This window comes from Pseudomonas sp. SR18 (assembly GCF_023701505.1).
Taxonomy (GTDB): Bacteria; Pseudomonadota; Gammaproteobacteria; order Pseudomonadales; family Pseudomonadaceae; genus Aquipseudomonas; species Aquipseudomonas cyclaminis.
On sequence record NZ_JAMQAU010000006.1, the window covers coordinates 1 to 18,009 of the forward strand.

At 60.3% G+C, this 18,009-nt stretch carries 12 protein-coding genes; 10 read left to right on the forward strand and 2 right to left on the reverse strand.

Annotated elements, in window-relative coordinates; genetic code table 11:
* From NDJ82_RS11060 to NDJ82_RS11080, 5 genes are all read left to right on the forward strand, one after another.
* Positions 1 to 1,235: DUF2345 domain-containing protein (locus NDJ82_RS11060; protein WP_250925446.1), on the forward strand; the 1,235-nt coding region annotated here is incomplete at its 5' end.
* Positions 1,232 to 3,133 carry a phospholipase D-like domain-containing protein gene (locus tag NDJ82_RS11065; RefSeq protein WP_250925447.1) on the forward strand — a complete coding sequence of 634 codons (1,902 nt, stop codon included), beginning with the start codon at positions 1,232 to 1,234 and terminating at the stop codon, positions 3,131 to 3,133. The genes NDJ82_RS11060 and NDJ82_RS11065, both read left to right, overlap by 4 nt.
* A complete protein-coding gene (locus NDJ82_RS11070; protein ID WP_250925448.1) occupies positions 3,133 to 4,416 on the forward strand; it encodes an SEL1-like repeat protein in 1,284 nt (427 codons plus the stop codon). Before NDJ82_RS11065 ends, NDJ82_RS11070 begins: the two co-directional genes overlap by 1 nt.
* A gap of 3 nt (positions 4,417 to 4,419) precedes the next feature.
* The gene (locus NDJ82_RS11075) at positions 4,420 to 5,706 is read left to right on the forward strand and encodes an SEL1-like repeat protein (protein ID WP_250925449.1); all 1,287 of its coding nucleotides are present in this window, start codon (positions 4,420 to 4,422) and stop codon (positions 5,704 to 5,706) included.
* Positions 5,707 to 5,709: 3 nt separating this feature from the next.
* Positions 5,710 to 6,735 (forward strand): SEL1-like repeat protein, encoded by a 1,026-nt coding sequence (locus tag NDJ82_RS11080; protein ID WP_250925450.1) that lies wholly within the window; start codon positions 5,710 to 5,712, stop codon positions 6,733 to 6,735.
* 98 nt (positions 6,736 to 6,833) lie between these two features.
* Here the strand turns inward: NDJ82_RS11080 and NDJ82_RS11085 are convergent, their stop codons facing one another.
* The gene (locus tag NDJ82_RS11085) at positions 6,834 to 10,670 is read right to left on the reverse strand and encodes a hypothetical protein (RefSeq protein WP_250925451.1); all 3,837 of its coding nucleotides are present in this window, start codon (positions 10,668 to 10,670) and stop codon (positions 6,834 to 6,836) included.
* A 102-nt stretch (positions 10,671 to 10,772) separates the two neighbouring features.
* A complete protein-coding gene (locus NDJ82_RS11090; protein ID WP_099585150.1) occupies positions 10,773 to 11,789 on the reverse strand; it encodes an AraC family transcriptional regulator in 1,017 nt (338 codons plus the stop codon).
* A 130-nt stretch (positions 11,790 to 11,919) separates the two neighbouring features.
* Here NDJ82_RS11090 and NDJ82_RS11095 point away from each other — a divergent pair, with 130 nt between their 5' ends.
* The 5 genes from NDJ82_RS11095 to efeB all read left to right on the forward strand — a co-directional run bounded on the left by NDJ82_RS11095 (position 11,920) and on the right by efeB (position 18,003).
* Positions 11,920 to 13,518 carry a J domain-containing protein gene (locus NDJ82_RS11095; protein ID WP_250925452.1) on the forward strand — a complete coding sequence of 533 codons (1,599 nt, stop codon included), beginning with the start codon at positions 11,920 to 11,922 and terminating at the stop codon, positions 13,516 to 13,518.
* Positions 13,515 to 14,507, forward strand: coding sequence for a hypothetical protein (locus NDJ82_RS11100; protein WP_250925453.1), 993 nt, complete (start codon positions 13,515 to 13,517; stop codon positions 14,505 to 14,507). The genes NDJ82_RS11095 and NDJ82_RS11100 overlap by 4 nt, the downstream gene beginning before the upstream one ends.
* A gap of 115 nt (positions 14,508 to 14,622) precedes the next feature.
* The gene (efeU, locus tag NDJ82_RS11105) at positions 14,623 to 15,468 is read left to right on the forward strand and encodes an iron uptake transporter permease EfeU (RefSeq protein ID WP_099585153.1); all 846 of its coding nucleotides are present in this window, start codon (positions 14,623 to 14,625) and stop codon (positions 15,466 to 15,468) included.
* 10 nt (positions 15,469 to 15,478) lie between these two features.
* Positions 15,479 to 16,681 (forward strand): iron uptake system protein EfeO, encoded by a 1,203-nt coding sequence (gene efeO, locus NDJ82_RS11110; protein ID WP_250925454.1) that lies wholly within the window; start codon positions 15,479 to 15,481, stop codon positions 16,679 to 16,681.
* 14 nt (positions 16,682 to 16,695) lie between these two features.
* Complete coding sequence (gene efeB, locus NDJ82_RS11115; RefSeq protein WP_099585261.1) at positions 16,696 to 18,003, forward strand: iron uptake transporter deferrochelatase/peroxidase subunit; 1,308 nt, start codon at positions 16,696 to 16,698, stop codon at positions 18,001 to 18,003.
* The last annotated feature ends 6 nt before the right edge of the window (positions 18,004 to 18,009 follow it).

Below are 18,009 nucleotides of genomic sequence, written 5' to 3' on the forward strand. Positions count from 1 at the left end.
GCAACGTCCTGCGCACCCCGGCGAACAACAAACTGCGCATGGACGACACGCGGGGGCAGGAGCACGTCAAGCTGAGTACTGAGCACAGTGGCAAGAGCCAGTTGAATCTTGGGCATTTGGTGGATGGTCAGCGCAAACCCCGAGGCCAGGGCGCCGAATTGCGTACGGATGGCCATGCCGCCATCCGTGCAGGCAGCGGGATCTTCATCAGTGCGGACGCACAGCCCAAAGCGCAGGGCCAGATGCTTGAAATGAGCGCAGCACTGGGCCGGCTACAGCAGGCGGGAGAACAGTTGGACGGGTTGTCGGCAGACGCCCAGGCAGCCCAGGCAGACTCTGCCGATGTAGAGGCCCAGTTGAAGTTGCTCAAGCAAGACCTGGAGCAACTCAAGTCGTCCGTGCTGATGTTCAGCGCGCCTGCTGGCGTAGCCATGACCAGCGGCCAGCACTTGCAGTTGGCGGCTCAACACAACCTGATGATCAACGCCGGGGCCGAGGCAGATATCAGCGTGGTCAAGCGGTTGTTTATCGGCGTGGGTCAAGGGATAAGCCTGTTTGTGCGCAAGCTGGGGATCAAGCTGATCGCCAATCAAGGGGCGGTAAAGATCCAGGCACAAAACGACAAGCTGGAGCTACTCGCGCGTCACGGCTTGGAGATCACCAGTACCGAGGACGAGATCCATATCACGGCGAAAAAGAAAATCACCCTCAACGCAGGGGGCAGTTACATCACCCTTGATCAAAGCAGCATCGAGTCTGGGACGTTGGGCGACTACCTCATCAAGTCGGAGCACTACGCGTTCTCCGGCCCCGCCAGCCTGAAAGCCGCACATCCCGAATATCCGCAAAACCTTTTCAAACAACCGCTGCGGCTCAGCATGCCGCAAACCCCCAATGCCTCTGATCAAGGCTGGGCAGGCATGCCGTACACGCTGTACGCCGACGGTGTCGTGCTCAAGCAAGGCGTATTGGACAAGTCCGGGCACGTGTTAATCGACCACGCGGTCGTCACCCAGCAATACCGAATCGCGTTGGCCAACGGCGTGAGCTGCCAGATCCCGGTCCCCACCGACTACCGAAACGCCGAACAAGGCCATCTTGCCAATGGCGGCATGCATAACCACCGCTCGCAAGCCGACGCCGAGGTAAGCCAGCCCACCTCGCACACCGACCATCGTGCCCTGTACGCCGCAGCGATCAGCGCAATCAGTGACCAGGAAGGGAAAACCTCATGATTGAACCCGACATCATCAGCCCCGTCGCCCTGCAACACGCCCAGCAGGTCACTTGCACACCGCCCTGGTACGTGCAGAGCACCGAATACCCGCCCGCGCTGGCGACCTATCAACCTCTGATTAACGGTGAAGAAGCCTTCAAGGCCGTGCACCTGGCGATCGCCCAGGCAACCAAAACGGTCGACATCATCTGCTGGGGCTTCCAGCCGTCGATGTTCTTCATCCGTGATGGCCGTGCGCCGTGCATCGGTGAACTGCTGATGGCCAAAGCGCGGGAAGGGATTGAGGTGCGGGTGCTGGGCTGGGAAGCACCGTTTAATAGTGCTGGCTTAGGGGGTGAGGCCAACCTGCCCGGCAAAGGCCCGCTACGTATCTCGGATCGGGCGCTGCAAAACGCCACGCAGGATCAGTACGCCTATGACCGCTATTGGTTTGCCCGCTGTGCGACGGCCGATTACATCGCGGCAGGGCTTAGGGCGGCGCGCAGTATTCCGGTATTTGTCGGCCGTGGTTTCAGCGTCTATGAGCGGGCTGAAATCGCCTATCAGGCCAAATACAAAAGCCTCGACCCGCAGCTCAGTCACAGCACGTTGGGCGCCCTGGCCGTCGCCGCGACTCACCATCAGAAAACAGTGCTGGTCGACTACGAACTGCCGGACAGCGCCGTTGGTTTTGTCATGGGCCACAATATGCTCGATGAGTACTGGGACACCGACCGGCACTCGGCGCTCAATCGCACCGAGGGCAGCAAACCTGCACCTGATTGCGGCCCCCGTGGCGATACCCCTCGTCAGGATATTTCCAGCCAGGTCAGCGGGCCGATTCTGGAGCACCTGCACCATAACTTCGCCAGCGCCTGGCGCAAGGAAACCGGCGAGGACCTGCTCGCATCGCGCAAGGCGATGGTGCTGGGACCACAACTGCAATGCACTCCCGGCGTCACCCGGCAAGTGGCGCAAATCCTGCGCACCCAGGCACAAGACGGCAAGCGCGACATCGAAAAGGTCTACCTGAAGGCGGTCAACAACGCGACGCAGTTCATCTACATCGAGAACCAGTACTTTCGCTGGCCACCGCTGGCCGAGGCCATCAAAAAAGCGGCGGCTGACCAGACCCGTGCAGGGCGCGATCCGGGCCTGCATGGCAACCTGCACCTGTTTGTGATCACCAATGCCAGCACTGACGGCGTAGGCCCTGGAAGCTTGAACACCCAGCGCATGCTCGAAAGCCTCGGGCGCGGTGAGACCATTCCTGAAATCACCAAGTTGCAGCGCATTGAAAGGGTCAAAGCCCAAGCCGAAGCGCAGACGCCGACCTTGGCGGAACTCCTCGAACGACAAGCCTTGCTCACCTTGACCAGCCTCACCGACGCACTCGGTGGTGGCGAGATGAGCGACAAAGCCCGAGAAGCCCAACGCGTGGCCGCCAGAAACAATGCCATTCGACAGATGGATCTCAGAGCAGAGATTGCGGCAATCGAAGACAGCACGGTTAAACCAGAATCGCGCCCCGGCCTGAAAGTGCACGTGTGCTCACTGGTTGCACCGGATTCGCCTGCGGGCAAGCCGTGGATGCCGGTGTACATCCATTCCAAACTGATGATCGTCAATGACGTGTTCACCACCCACGGCTCAGCCAACATCAATACCCGCAGCATGCAGGTGGATAGCGAGCTGAATATTGCCCATGAGTGGATGAGTGTGACGCGGGGGTTGAGACGACGGTTGTGGAACCTGCATACGGATGGGAGGGGGGCGCAGGATGAGCCGAAGAAGGCGTTCGATGCTTGGCAGAAGCTCATCAATAGCAACAAAGCTCGCCAATTGGAAAAGTCGACACCCGACTCACCGCTTGTTGAGTTTTATTACGACGACAAGACCGTGAAGGACCTCGACTGATGCGCATTTTCCTGCTGTTGACAAGCCTGCTACTGGCCGCCTGCGATAACGGCAGCGCCCCTACCCACCTGACCCAGGACATTTCCATGAACCCACTGACAGATATCAAAGCCAAGTTGAGCTTTACCTGTGCACATGAGCGGATCCCTGCTCCGTCCGCAGAGTCTGATGTGCTGTTCCAGTACGCTCGTTGGTTGCAAAAAAACAACCTGCTGAAGCAGGAGAAGACAGTCGATCTGGAGATTGAACGACTGTATCGCATCGCCAGCGAGAATGGCCATTTCAAGGCCAACATCAACCTGCAAAACGGCGCCATGCGCGGTCAGTTCAAGCTCCGTGGCGCAGATCACCTGCGCCTGAGCCAGCAACTGATCGAGGCAAATGTGGCGACGGGGTACTACTTTATCGGCGTTTTCCTGAAGAACGGTTCAGCCGGACTGAAGCAGGATGCTGCTATGTCGCTGCGCTACATCCGAAAGGCGGCCGACGAAGGCAGTGCGCAAGCGCAATACGATGTGGGCGACATACTGGCGCCGATTGACATAGCGCCTGATGTTGCCCGACAGATGCGCCGCTGTGCGGCCGAACAAGGTCATGGCAAGGCAGCTATTGCTTTGGGTGTCGACCTTAAAAATGAGGGGCAGTACCAGGAAGCGCTTGAAGTCTTCCAGATGGGTGTTGCAGCAGGCAACGAGGGCGCTGCCGGCTGGTTGAAAGATGGCTTCCGAGGTCCTCCTCCTTCCGACACGTTTAACTACCTCGACCTACAGCAAGACCTCGAACGCGCTGATCGCTATAAAACAATCTGGAGTCTGCTAGCGGACTACTCCTACGCCGATCCCAAAGTCCCCGAAATCAACGAGATCCTCCCCCTCCCCCCCGCCAAACTCCCCGCCTGGAACGGCAAGCTGCAATGGCTGGAAGCGCGCCTGGCCAATATCCCCCCGCCAAAACCCAGCGAAGCACTGATCCAGCAGCTAGCCAAGGCCAAACTCCTGGAACCGGCAACCGGCAGAGCCACCCCCGACTCTCCCGCGTTCATCAAGGCCAGCCACCTCGAACCGACCTGCTCCAGCGGCCAGGCCTGCCCGCAGACTGGCTACTGGCAGGCATTGAGCCTGAGTCGCAATGTCTACTCGCAGCTCACAGATGGCACCGTCCGCCGTTTCGAAGAGAACGAGATCATGCCCACGCTGAAGGTTCAGAGTCACAAACCGCGCTTTCTGCTGCCCGACATCATCACGGTCAGCGAGGAAAGTATTGAATGGCGGCTGCTGGGGTAAGGTATGAAGAACAGGTTCCTCCTGCTGGCAAGTCTGCTGCTCGCTGCCTGCGATACCGGCAGTGCCCCTGCTTACCGGTCCCAGTTCACTTCCGTGAACCCGCTGACCGAGATCAAAACCAAGCTGGCCTTTGACTGTGTACACGAGCAAATTCCCGCATCGTCCGCCGAGGCCGATGAGCTATTCGAGTACGCTCGCTGGCTACAGAAAAACAACCTGCTCAAGCAGGACAAAAGCGTCGACGCCGAGATCGAGCGCTTGTACCGGATTGCTGCCGAAAATGGCCATTACAAGGCCAATATCAACCTGCAAAACGGCGCCCGGCGGGGCCACTTCAGGCTCTCTGGCGCGGATCAACTGCGTCTGAGCCAACAACTGATCGATGCAAATGTGGCGACGGGGTACTACTTTATCGGCGTTTTCCTGAAGAACGGTTCAGCCGGACTGAAGCAGGATGCTGCTATGTCGCTGCGCTACATCCGAAAGGCGGCCGACGAAGGCAGTGCGCAAGCGCAATACGATGTGGGCGACATACTGGCGCCGATTGACATCGCGCCTGATGTTGCACGGCAGATGCGCCGCTGTGCGGCTGAACAGGGTAATGGCGATGCAGCTATTGCTTTGGGTGTCGACCTTAAAAATGAGGGGCAGTACCAGGAAGCGCTTGAAGTCTTCCAGATGGGTGTTGCAGCAGGCAACGAGGGCGCTGCCGGCTGGTTGGACGATGGCTTTCGAGGTCCTCCTTCTTCCGATACGTTGAACTACCTCAACCAACAGCAAGACCTCGAACGCGCTGATCGCTATAAAACAATCTGGCGCGTGCTTGCGAGGTACTCGTACGCCGATCCAAAAGTCCCCGAAATCAACGAAATCCTCCCCCTACCCCCCGCCAAACTCCCCGCCTGGGACGGCAAGCTGCAATGGCTGGAAGCGCGCCTGGCCAATATCCCCCCGCCAAAACCCAGCGAAGCACTGATCCAGCAGCTAGCCAAGGCCAAACTCCTGGAACCGGCAACCGGCAGAGCCACCCCCGACTCTCCCGCGTTCATCAAGGCCAGCCACCTCGAACCCACCTGTTCCAGCGGCCAGGCCTGCCCCCAGACTGGCTACTGGCAGGCATTGAGCCTGAGTCGCAATGTTTACTCGCGGCTCACAGATGGCACCGTCCGCCGTTTCGAAGAGAACGAGATCATGCCCACGCTGAAGGTTCAGAGCCACAAATCCCGCTTTTTGCTGCCCGACATCATCACGGTCAGTGAAGAAAATATTGAATGGCAACTGCTGGGGTAAGGTATGAAAAAAAGGTTCCTCCTGCTGGCAAGTCTGCTGCTGGCTGCCTGCGATAACGGCAGCACCCCGACTGACCGGCCCCAGTTCACTTCCGTGAACTCGCTGACCGAGATCAAAACCAAGCTGGCCTTTGACTGTGTACACGAGCAAATTCCTACGCCGTCCGCCGAAACCGATGAGCTGTTCCAGTACGCACGCTGGCTACAGAAAAACAACCTGCTCAAGCAGGACAAAAGCGTCGACGCCGAGATCGAGCGCTTGTACCGGATTGCTGCCGAGAATGGTCATTACAAAGCCAATATCAACCTGCAAAACGGCGCCATGCGCGGTCAGTTCAAACTCCGTGGCGCAGATCGCCTGCGTCTGAGCCAGCAACTGATAGAGGCGAATGTGGCGACGGGGTACTACTTTATCGGCGTTTTCCTGAAGAACGGTTCAGCAGGACTGAAGCAGGATGCTGCTATGTCGCTGCGCTACATTCGAAAGGCGGCCGACGAAGGCAGTGCGCAAGCGCAATACGATGTGGGCGACATGCTCGCGCCGATTGACATCGCGCCTGATGTTGCCCGGCAGATGCGCCGTTGCGCGGCTGAACAGGGCAATGGCAATGCAGCTGTCGCTTTGGGTGTCGATCTTAAAATCGAGGGTCGGTACCAAGAAGCGCTTGAGGTCTTCCAGATGGGCGTTGTGGCAGGTCGCGAGAGCGCTGCTAGTAGGTTGGATAAGGCCTTTCGCGGTCCCCCCTCATCCGATAGGTTGTACTACCTCAACCAACAGCAAGACCTCGAACGCGCTGATCGCTATAAAACAATCTGGCGCGTGCTTGCGAGGTACTCCTACGCCGACCCAAAAGTCCCCGAAATCAACGAAATCCTCCCCCTCCCCCCCGCCAAACTCCCCGCATGGGACGGCAAGCTGCAATGGCTGGAAGCACGCCTGGCCAATATCCCCCCGCCAAAACCCAGCGAAGCACTGATCCAGCAGCTAGCCAAGGCCAAACTCCTGGAACCGGCAACCGGCAGACCCTAACGATAAGGCTGGGCGCATCCCGCCATTCCCAGTCGCCCGGCAAAGCTGATCTGCGGCTCAGCCAAGCCGTTTTTTCCCAGTGCATTCGAACACGCGCTTCAATGCCACTTGAACACCTCCTGCACAACCTCACTGACAGGCCGTGAAGCATGAGGCCCGTGCCCCGCTGGCCGTGGAAGCCGCTCCAGCACCTGGACGATGTTGCCCGTCTGATCGTGGCGCACCAGTACAAAGCGCGGCAAAGGTGTGCTGCGTACTGCACGCTTGCGAATAATTCTGACGGGCAAGTGTTCGGCGATCACGCCGCCATTGTCTTTGGCCTTTTCCAGCGCCTGTTGAATCGCTTTCACGTTTTCCTCGTACAACGCCCGGTTGTTTTTAGCCTGGTCCAGCAACGCAATGCCAAACAGGGTCGAGTCGGCGTTATGCGCTTGGGGCGCCTTGGCGAACAAGCTCAAGGTCGCCTCCTGCACCTCGTCACCCAAGTGGCGAAAATGGTTGGGGTCCGTTGTTTTCCCCAGGTTGAGCAGGTCTGCGATGTCCTCGCGCCCCCCCTTGATCGCGCCGGAATACACGTAATCCTCATCACCCGGAAATCCATGGGCCTGTTCATGGATCAGGGTGTTGGCCATAGCCTCATCGCTACGCCCCATGTAGCGGTAATAGTGCGTGGCGCCGTCCACATTCACTTCAATATATTTTTCCTGAAGGTTGCCTGCCTTGTAGCGGCTGTAGGACGACGGCAGGAGTTGGGCCTGCCACTCGGGACCCTCGTTTTCAAGGAAGTTGATGTTGGAAAGATCCAGTTTATCCAAGTCCGCTTTCATGGTGCGCTGCTTGCGCGTAAAGGCAGCTACTGCATCATCGGAGTCCGAACCGAAGAACGTTTTGCACACAAATTTGAGATCTTTCTCCAACTCAGGATCGGACAACGCACGCAGGGCGCCATTGAGCCGCTCCCGGGCGATGGGCAGTGCCCGTTCAATGGCTTGACGGCTTTGTTCAAGCGGGGTTGTTGCGGTGGACGCTTCGGCGGTTGCCAGGGTAGGCAGTTGAGCGGGATCCTGTGAACGCAGATCCTCACCGTCAACAGACGGCCTGCGCATTTTCCGAGGACGCTCGGTGGCAAAGGGCCGGGGGCCAAGTTGCTCTTTCAGCGCGGTATTCCAGGTTGTACGAAGCTCACCCAAGGGCTTGCCCAGACGAAAGAAACTGCGCTTGCTCAACCATTCGTAGCCTTGCTGTAACGGTTGCTCCAAGCCCGCAACAGGATTGAACAGGCTATGGGTCAGCTTGCCAAACGCCCTGGTAGCCGCCGACACCTTGGACAGTGCGGTTTCTGCCCGACTGACAGCCTGTGCCCCTTCCACAGCCTCGCCCGCAACCACTGAACCGATCATCAAGGCGTCGAGTGCGCAGCCGGTGAGCGCGCCAAGGTCGGTCTTTACGCGACCGGAGGAGATGTCGTCATAGCAGCCCTTAAAGGGAATAAGCAGGTTTTCAATCGTCTGTACCGCTTCTTGCGTGCGTGCCTGGAAACGCTCACGCGCCGTTGAGCCCATGGCGGAGCCCAGGAGTTCCTGTCGATTGAGCACCAGATCATGGCGCCGCACATAGGCGGCAAAATCCCTGCTCTTCGGCGAAAAATATCCGCCGTCTGCCATTAATCCACGCCCGCCACCGGCCGGCAGGGTTTCGCGCAAGGCTCGTATCTGTACTTCGGACTCCGCAGCCCCTTGGCCGTCCACATGGGATTGCAGTTTTGTCACCCACAGACGGGGCACGACAGCTTCGCCTCGGGCCAGTGTCTTCAGGAACGCCGGACGCTCGAAGTACTCGCCCCTCAAGGGCCAGAACTCAAAACACTTTGCCTCTTCACCCTGTCCCGCCTGGACGATAAAACCATAACGCCCCTTTACGCGTTCCTTTTGTTCATCCGCACTGCTGATGGACTTTCCCTCGGCAGTGATGGACTCGGCCTCCACCCTGTAAAACGTCAGTTCTTCTCGCTCCAGCAACTGTCGGTCCTGGAAAGGCATTTTGCTGAATAAGTCCTTGATACGTGTAGTGATGGCCGAACTGAACGTGTCGACACCCAACTTTACAGACTGCTCGAGTCGGTCTTTGGTAAAGCGAAGCCGATCAAAACCCGATTGCAGATCGGCGAGATCCCCGGCCACGTCCACCGTAATGCCGCCAAACGGGCCGTTGGCCACGTGTTGCGCATACTCGCCACTCTTCAACGCGCCCATCATATGCAGGTCAATCAAGCTCAATTCATGCTCGGGGTCGGCCATGAAAAAAGGCATCGGATAGGTGTCTTTTTGCACGGGTTTTTCCAGGTCCCGCTTTGGGAACGCCACCTTGAGGTCCGCTTTTGCCAATTCTCTGCGTGTCAGGGGAGCCGTCTGCAGGGCGGCGGTGGCTTTATGCGTGGTCTCGATATAGTCGTTGTATTTCTGAGCGCTCTTGCGCAGATCTTCGACGGTGTAATGGTCATCCGCGCGGCCCACGATCACACCATTGAGCACGCCCCAATCCAGCAACGGATCGGCCTCGGCCGCCAGGAAAAACGGCATCAGCGCGGGTATTGGCGGCTGGAGAGCCGCACGCTCCAGCACTTGAGCATACGTCAGGGTCCGACTCGACCCTGGCGCGTGCGCTTCAAGCAGGGCAACGGTTTTTCTCAACACCAGCCAGGCGGGAGAACCTATGTGCAGGGTGTCCGGGGTATCACGCACCAGAAACTCTGGCGCGACAGTCGCCAGAAATAGATGGCTTACAGCGTCCACGGCGTCCGGATGCACGCCTTTGCTGTGCACAAGGTGCGATTGCAGGTCGTTGCGAACATCGGCCATCTTGAGCCCGGTATTTTGTACCGAGTACACGTCATAACCCGCCACGTGATTTCTCCGCTGTCCCAGGTGCGGATCAATACGTAAAAGGTGCGCGGTGATCAGCAACTGATTGAGCTGTGTTTCGCGTAAACCAGCGCGGGGAAGCTTCAACCCCTCCAGCAAACGATGCTGGCGATACACATTGAGATTTTTCTGACGGCGTAATAGCCCAAGGATGTGCGCATCGACATTACCGGAAAGAGACTGGAGTTGGTCCAGCCACTGTGGGCCGACGAAGCGTTCAAAAGACTCCACCAGCGTTTGGCGGTCTTCCAGGCTCAGTTTCAGCGGCGCGTCCAGCGCCAGCCATGGGCCGGTGTAGTTGCCCATCGGCGGGCTGGCCGGAAACGGATGGCGCTGCCAGCCAATCAGATTGCGAATGGCCCCGGCCGAGCGGAGTACGTCCTGCCCGTCTGCTTCGGGTAGCATCACACGCAGTACCTGCAACGCGTCGACTTCGCCCGTGGAGTGCAGAACATGTCCGGTGGTTTGCGCCATTTTCAGCAGTCTGTCGAAGAGCTTCTTCAAGCCGGGTCGGGCCGATACATCGTCGCTCATATCGATCCAGCGACCTGCACTGCCCAACGCCTGCAAACGGCCATCGCAGATGCGTAGACGGGCGGTCTGGCCGTCGATTCCATGGTTGCGCCAGAGCACCTGCATGCCTGGACGATTCGCCAGGGCTACCAGAACCTTGCGCCCACGTTGAACGTCAGTGGCCAGCGTGGACCCCATGACGCTTGAAAAACGGATGTCCGCGAGGTCGATACGGTCCTGATCAGCCTTGCCCTGCACACCTTGCTCCAAGACAACGAGCCAGCGTTCCTTGTTTCTGGCATCCAGTACAGCCGTGTCGAGCATGGCTTGTGAAAAATCGCTGATGCCCTGCAATTGGCTTGGGATGTGATGAAGCAGCGTCGAAGGGCGTAGCAATGGTTCTGGACGGTTGACCTCAGCGGAACGCTCTGGCTGAGTGCGGGTGGCGGTAAACAGCGAACCTACGACAACAGGCTCAGGGGTAGCAGCGACCTTGGGCATTTGGGGAGCACGCTTTCACGATTGAAGAGTGCCTACCCTGCCGCAGGGAATCGTATAGATGGGATAGGAAAAGTCTTGGCCGCTAGCACTCCTGTGCGCTGTTTAACGGGGCTCGCCCAAAATCAAACTCCGATAGTGCCCAGGATTGGACCCCGCCCACTTGCGAAACGCCTTATAAAACGAACTGGTGTCGGCGAACCCCAACCGCGCGGCAATCTCGGCAAAGCTGATCTGCGGTTCTGCCAGCCACACAATCGCCAATTCCTTGCGCACACTGTCCTTGAGGCCCTGATAGCTCTGCCCTTCTTCCGCCAGACGTCGGCGCAGGGTTGAGGCGGAGATGCACAAGGTGGCCGCAAGGCCTTCGGTTTCCGGCCAGGTGTCGGCGGGCATCTGGCGCAGGTCGTGCTTGATTCGGTTGGCCAGGCTGTCGGGGTCGCGGTATTTGACCAGGATGTTGGCCGGCGCATGGGCCAGGAAGCGCTTGAGTTCTTCCGGGCTGCGCTTGATCGGCAAATCGAGGCAGTCGGCGGAAAAGATCATGCGAGTGCGCGGTCGGTCGAAGCGCAGGTTGTCGGAAAACATCACCTGATAGTCATCGCAAAAATCCGGCGGTGGGCAGCGCAGTTCAATGGCCAGGATCGGAATGCGCCGTCCCGCCAGCCAGCAGGCCACGCCGTGCACGATCATCCAGTAGGTGAAATAGGTGAAAGCGCGACTGGGCTCATCTTCAGGCTCGAGCAACACGATTTCCGCGAGGCTCTGTTGGCGCACCAGTTGGGCGGGCATGCGTTCCAGCATCAGCGAGAGAAACCCCAATCCGGTCTCCAGGCTGGCGGCAAGCGTGGGTTGCGCCACGCAGGCGCGACAGAGGAACGCCAGGCTGCCGGACTTGAGCTTGCGCGGGTCCATGCCGAAGAACTCATCGTCCGTGCGCCGGGCCAGCAGGCGCCATAACCGTGCATAGGCCGTAGCCGGAATGCGCGCAGCCGGCTGTTCCAGCAACCCAGGATCAATCCCGACCTTGCGCAACACCTCCACGGTGGCCGCACCGGTTGCGCAGCTCTGCAACAAGGCCTCGCGCACGAGGTGGAGGGAGATGGTGTCTTTTTCCGACATGGGTGCAGTCCGTGCCCTGTGTGACGTGAAGTGCGGCCATCTTAGGCAGTCACGCGGCAAAAGAGTAGGCACCGGGGGGCCGGTCTCGGGTATTCTGCGCCGGGATTTTTACCGACAGGGAGTTGAATCGATGAGTTGCTGGGAAGTACTTGGGCTGCCGTCCGACGCCGATACCCGCAGTATCAAGCGCCAATACGCGGTGTTGCTCAAACAGCATCGCCCGGACGAAGACCCTGTCGGCTTCCAGCGCCTGCGCGAGGCCTATGAGCACGCGTTACAGTGGAGCCGTTATGAGGCGCCCGTCGAAGTGCCGCAAGCCCTGCCGGTCGACACCGTACAGCCAGCCGCCGCCGAGCCGGACACGCGCTACGACCAGGCGCAAGCCCTGGTGGCCAGTGCCACGCCGGCCGATCTCGCGTTTCTCTATCAACAAGCCCAGGACAATGAATGCGCCGAGGCATTTGAAGCCTTGCTGCTGCAACGCTGCCTGAGTGGCACGGAACCCGCGATTGCGGACTGGGCCGTGACTCACCTGCACTGGCTCAGCCCCTGGCAGCGGGAAACGCCGGCGCGGCTGCCTGACTACCGCCTGGCCGCGCTGCTGGAGCAGATGTTTGCCCAGGTCGAGCACCAACTGACCGAATTGCTCGATCAACAACAGGTCGAGGCCTTCACCGCCGCCTTGATCGACTTGCATAACACCGAATGGCTCAAGCCCCTGGCGCGCCATGCACGGCTCAATGACGCGCTGGCCCGCACGCTGCTGGCCAGCAGCTTCTGGTCCGAGGCGCTGTTCGACACCCTGTGCACTGAGCAGGCCTGGTCCGATCAGTACCTGGAAAACCGCTGCCCAGAGCCCGAGTGGTCGGCGTTAAAGGCGCGCAACGCCCTGGAGCGTTTCAAAGCGCAGGCCTACCACCAGGCCAGCCTGAACAGCCGTGACCCGCAGGCGCGCGCGGCCAGGTTGCTGTTCGGCGAGCTGACGCTGGAACAACGCCAACGCTATGCCCGGCGCTTTGGCGAGTCCGATTGGAACGCCTGCCGCACCCTCAGCGAAACCCTGCTCAATCAATACCCGGCGCTGTGCGCGCAAATGCCCGATGAGGATCCTTACTTCTGGCGCGACTGGGAGCGCATCAGCCGCCCTTGGCCAATGTTTGTGGCGCTGCTGGGCATGGCCGCAGGCTGGGCGATCCACGACCAGCAACTGACCGACCACACCTTGATGGAATCCCTCGGCATGGCCCCGACCTGGGCCTTCCTGATCGCCATACCGGCGCTGCTCATCCTGGCCATCTGGCGTCCGGCTACTGACGGTTGCGGTGAAATCGACGAGAAGCTCGCCGCGCACCTGTCGCCCTGGCTGAGCTTTCGCCGGCCGCCGCCGTTGGTGATCCGCGAGATTCTGCCGTGCTGGGTGCTTGGCCTGCTGATCTGGATCATCCTGGGCAATTACGCGTTCGCCGGCTATGTGCTGACGCTGCAGGGCCTGGGGTTGGCGCAGCGCGTACTCGGGCGACCGTCGATACGTGCAGCGCTGACGTGGCGCTGGCCTGCGCGACCGTCGACACGCCAATGGGCCATCGGCCTGGGCCTCGGCGCCCTGCTGCTGAGCGCCGCGCTGATGTACGCAAACAGTCAACGTATCCACCGTGACGAGGGCTTGCAACCGTACCTGATGAGCCCTTGCAGTGGGCTCAAAGCGGGCGCGCCGGGGTGTACACCATGAACCGCATCACCATTGCTGCCCTGTGCACCCTCGTGCCCCTGACGCTGAGCGCCGTGGGCCTGCTGACGAATACCGATCTGCTCGCCCCACTGAAAGCCTGGGCCAACCGCCAGGCCGCGCTTGAACACCAGCAAGCCCAGGCGCTGCGCCCGGTGATCGATTGCCTTAACCGAGTCGACAGCAATTGGCGGTTGGCGTACTTCAACTACCGCAATCGCAGCGCCCGCGCCAACGACCCCAGCCTGGACTTCATCGAGCGTTTTCCCGAGCTGTACCAGCGCACGCAAGGCCCTCAATTAAGCCTGCTGGACTACGACGCCAAGCGCCCGGACCTGTGCCTGCTGACGTCCTCGCAAAGAAGCGCGCTGCGCAAATACCTGCCGAAGGTCGCCGCGCTTCGCGATGACTATATGGACCACCTGTTGCAGGTCTATTCATCGGTGAAGGAGTTCGACTTCTACCCCAACGCAACCACTCCTGGCCTCGCCCCTGCGCAGCGAGCGATCAGCGATGCGCGGTTCTTCCCCGTGGCGGAAAAATTCCTCGCAGTCTCATCCGAACTGCGCGCCGCCGTGGACAAAGCCGACCGCCAGATACGCTTGCAACAACTGCAGCACTTGCAGGTCCGTGACAAACACCAGATGGCACTTATCTCTGGCCTGATCCTGCAAACCCGCGACACGATGCACAGCCTTGACCCGCGATCCCCCAAGCAATTGACGGATGCGTTGAGCGACTTACAGCAAACCTGGGATTACGCCCAGCGGTACCTGCGCCCCAATCAACCGACCTCCGAGGCCGAGGCCCAACGGCTGTGGCAGCGGATTGAACAACCCGGTTACGCCTACCTCGGCGCGCTGCAAACACTTGCCCGGCATTCAAGCGAAAACCCCGACCCAGAGCGGCTGGACGCTGATTACTTTGAAACTCAACGGCGCTTTGACTTGCTGGTGGATACCTATAACCAGGCCGTCGGGCAGGACTACTGAACGGCCTTCTCAGGGCCGTTCAGCCCCTGTTCAGCAAACGTCAAGATTGGCTGTTTAGTAATGAGTATCATTATGTTACAACTTAGGCTCCTATCTAGTTACGTTCTGGTGCCGAATGCTTGTCCCCTTTCTCATCATGCTGCGCGAAGGCATTGAAGCAGCATTGATCGTTGGCATCATCGCCAGTTACCTGCAACAGACCGGCCGTGGCCAGTGGATGCCGGCGGTGTGGATCGGGGTGTTTCTCGCCGCTGCGTTGGCGTTGTTGGTGGGCGGTGGCCTGGAGTTGGTCAGCGCCGAGTTCCCGCAAAAACAACAGGAACTGTTCGAAGGTATTGTCGGCCTGGTGGCCGTGGGCATTCTCAGTTCCATGGTGTTCTGGATGCGCAAAGTGGCGCGCTCCATCAAGCATTCGCTCCACGCCTCTCTTGATCAGGCGTTGACCGGCTCTAAACACCAGGTCACGGCATTGATCCTCATGGTGTTTTTCGCCGTGGCCCGTGAAGGTCTGGAAACCGTGTTTTTCCTGCTCGCGGTGTTCCAGCAAAGCGAAGGGCCGGGCGCGCCGATTGGCGCCCTGCTCGGCCTGGTTTTGGCAATCATCGTGGGTTTCCTGATCTACAGCGGCAGCATGCGCCTGAACCTCGGCGCGTTTTTCCGCTGGACCGGGCTGTTTATCCTGGTGGTTGCCGCCGGCATCCTGGCCAATTCGGTACAGGCCCTGCACGAAGCCGGCGTGTGGAACCACCTGCAAACCGTGCTGTTCGACTTCAGCGCCGCCTTGCCGATGGACAGCCCGCTGGGTTCGGTGCTCGCCGGCATGTTCGGCTATCAGGAAGCGCCAACCGTCAGCACCCTGGGGGCCTACCTGATTTATCTGGTGGTGGCGCTGGTGATGTTCTTCCTGCCTGCCGCACCGGCCAAACCCGCCCACACGCCCTCTTCCGTTTCCAGCCAGTAAGGACCGTCTCTTGTCCAGCCCAACGCCTCAACCCGCCTCGCCTCCCCGCGCCTTGCGCTGGGCGGTGGCCGGCTCGGTGGTCGTGATGATCGCCGCCGGTGGCCTGTTTTATTACGCCTCGCAATTGGCCGCCGCCAAGCGCCAGACCAACAGCAATGAAATCGCTGTGACTATTCATGGCCACGCCTGCGAGCCCAATGCACTGACGGTGCCGGCCGGGCGTGCGAGCTTTCGCATCATCAACCGCTCCGACCGCGCCGTGGAATGGGAAATCCTCGACGGCGTGCTGGTAGTCGAAGAACGGGAAAACATCGCCCCCGGCCTGAGCCAGGTGATCAACGCCAACCTGCTGCCCGGCGACTATGCGATCACCTGCGGCCTGCTGAGCAACCCCCGTGGCACCCTGCATGTGACGCCGACGGCCGCCTCCGATGCCCAGGCCAAGGCCAAGCCATCGATGGTGGCGTTTATCGGCCCGCTGTCGGAGTTCCGCGTGTACTTGAGCAGCCAGGGCAGCGCGCTGGTCAAGGCTGCGACCGCCTTGCAGCAGGCCATTGACGCCGGTGACCTGACCCAGGCCCAGGCGCTGTATGTGCCGGCCCGTGAGGCTTACCAACGACTGGCACCGGCCTCCCAGCGCCTGGCCGAGTTGGACAACGCAATCAACGCGCGTGCCGACTATTTTGAAAAACGTGAGCAAGACCCGGCCTTCAGCGGTTTCCATCGCCTCGAATACAGCCTGTTCCAGCAACGCAGCCTTGATGGCCTGGCCCCGGTGGCGCAGCGCCTGGTAACGGATGTCAGCACCCTCAAACAGCAATTGCTGGCCCAGTCCCTGCCGCCGGAGCAGTTGGTCAGCATCGTGGTGCGCAACCTCAACAGCCTGGCCGATGTGCGTGCCGCCAGCGGTGAGGAAGAACGCTACAGCCATGTCGACCTGAATGGTTTTGCCGCCAATCTGGAGGCTGCGCACAAGGTGGTCGAGTTGATGCGCCCACTGTTGACCAAGTCCGCCGCCGACCTGTTGCCGCATATCGACAGCGCCCTCGCCGCTTTCGATGCCGAAATCCAGGGTTTCAAGGTCGACAAAGGCTACGCCACGTACGACAGCGTCACCGCCGATCAGCGCAAGCAGATCGCCGACAAGGCCAAGGCTCTGGCCGTTGCACTCGATGGAATCGACCCCGCCCTTGGCCTTTCCGGCCTGCAGTGAAGACGACCGCACACATGAGTGATTCAACACCGTTTGATCTACAACGCCGCCGTGTCCTGCTGGGCATGGCCGCCACTGGCGCCGCGATTGCCGGCAGCAGCCTGAGCTGCCCGGCCATGGCCGCCACCGCCCAGGAACAAGTCACCACCGCGCCGCGCAGTGACAAGACCCAGGACCACCACGACTTTTTCGGCCAGCACCAAAGCGGCATCGTCACCCCGCGCCCGGCGTGCGGCATGCTCGTGGCATTCGACGTGTTGGCCAGCGACCGCGAAGACCTGGAGCGCCTGTTCCGTACCTTGAACGAACGCATCAGTTTCCTGATGACCGGCGGCACCGTGGCCCAGATCGACCCAAAGCTGCCGCCTACCGATTCAGGGATTCTTGGCCCGGTGGTCACGCCGGACAACCTGACCATCACGGTGTCCGTCGGCGAGTCGCTGTTCGATGAGCGCTTCGGCCTGGGCGTCGCCAAACCCAAGCGCCTGAGCCGCATGGTCGGTTTCCCCAACGACGCGCTGGAACCGGCGCAGTGCCACGGCGACCTGAGCCTGCAATTTTGTTCCAACACCCCGGACACCAATATCCACGCCCTGCGCGACATCGTGAAGAACCTCCCCGACCTGTTGCTGGTGCGCTGGAAACAGGAAGGCAGCGTGCCGCCCCAGGCCCCGGCCAAACCCGGCGAGCCGGCGCAGAGCGCACGCAACTTCCTGGGTTTTCGTGACGGTTCGGCTAACCCGAACTCCAACGACGCCAAGGCCATGGACCAGATCGTCTGGGTGCAAACCGGCAGCGACGAACCGGCCTGGGCCGCCCATGGCAGCTATCAGGCGGTGCGCATCATCCGCAACTTCGTCGAACGTTGGGACCGCACGCCCCTGCAAGAACAAGAGAGCATCATCGGCCGCGTCAAGACCACCGGCGCGCCGATGGATGGCCGCCAGGAAAGCCAGGTGCCTGACTACAGCAAAGACCCGGAAGGCAAGTTGACCAAGCTCGATGCGCACATCCGCCTGGCCAACCCGCGCACCCCGCAGACTCAGGCCAACTTGATCCTGCGCCGGCCGTTCAACTACTCCAACGGCGTCAATAAAAACGGTCAGCTGGACATGGGGCTGTTGTTCATCTGCTACCAGGCTGACCTGGAGAAAGGCTTTATCAGCGTGCAGACCCGGCTCAACGGCGAACCCCTGGAGGAATACCTCAAGCCAGTCGGCGGCGGGTACTTCTTCACCTTGCCGGGCGTCACCGGCGCCAAGGACTTCATTGGCCGCACGCTGCTCGCCGCCACGCATCCCCAAACCACTGCCAACACCTGAAACCAA

Bases quoted from the DNA above. Each gene is read 5' to 3' on its own strand.
- NDJ82_RS11075 (WP_250925449.1), top strand. From the start codon at position 4,420: ATGAAGAACAGGTTCCTCCTGCTGGCAAGTCTGCTGCTCGCTGCCTGC.
- NDJ82_RS11070 (WP_250925448.1), top strand. From the start codon at position 3,133: ATGCGCATTTTCCTGCTGTTGACAAGCCTGCTACTGGCCGCCTGCGAT.
- NDJ82_RS11065 (WP_250925447.1), top strand. From the start codon at position 1,232: ATGATTGAACCCGACATCATCAGCCCCGTCGCCCTGCAACACGCCCAG.
- NDJ82_RS11095 (WP_250925452.1), top strand. From the start codon at position 11,920: ATGAGTTGCTGGGAAGTACTTGGGCTGCCGTCCGACGCCGATACCCGC.
- NDJ82_RS11080 (WP_250925450.1), top strand. From the start codon at position 5,710: ATGAAAAAAAGGTTCCTCCTGCTGGCAAGTCTGCTGCTGGCTGCCTGC.
- efeB (WP_099585261.1), top strand. From the start codon at position 16,696: ATGAGTGATTCAACACCGTTTGATCTACAACGCCGCCGTGTCCTGCTG.
- NDJ82_RS11085 (WP_250925451.1), bottom strand. From the start codon at position 10,670: ATGCCCAAGGTCGCTGCTACCCCTGAGCCTGTTGTCGTAGGTTCGCTG.
- NDJ82_RS11090 (WP_099585150.1), bottom strand. From the start codon at position 11,789: ATGTCGGAAAAAGACACCATCTCCCTCCACCTCGTGCGCGAGGCCTTG.
- NDJ82_RS11100 (WP_250925453.1), top strand. From the start codon at position 13,515: ATGAACCGCATCACCATTGCTGCCCTGTGCACCCTCGTGCCCCTGACG.
- efeU (WP_099585153.1), top strand. From the start codon at position 14,623: ATGCTTGTCCCCTTTCTCATCATGCTGCGCGAAGGCATTGAAGCAGCA.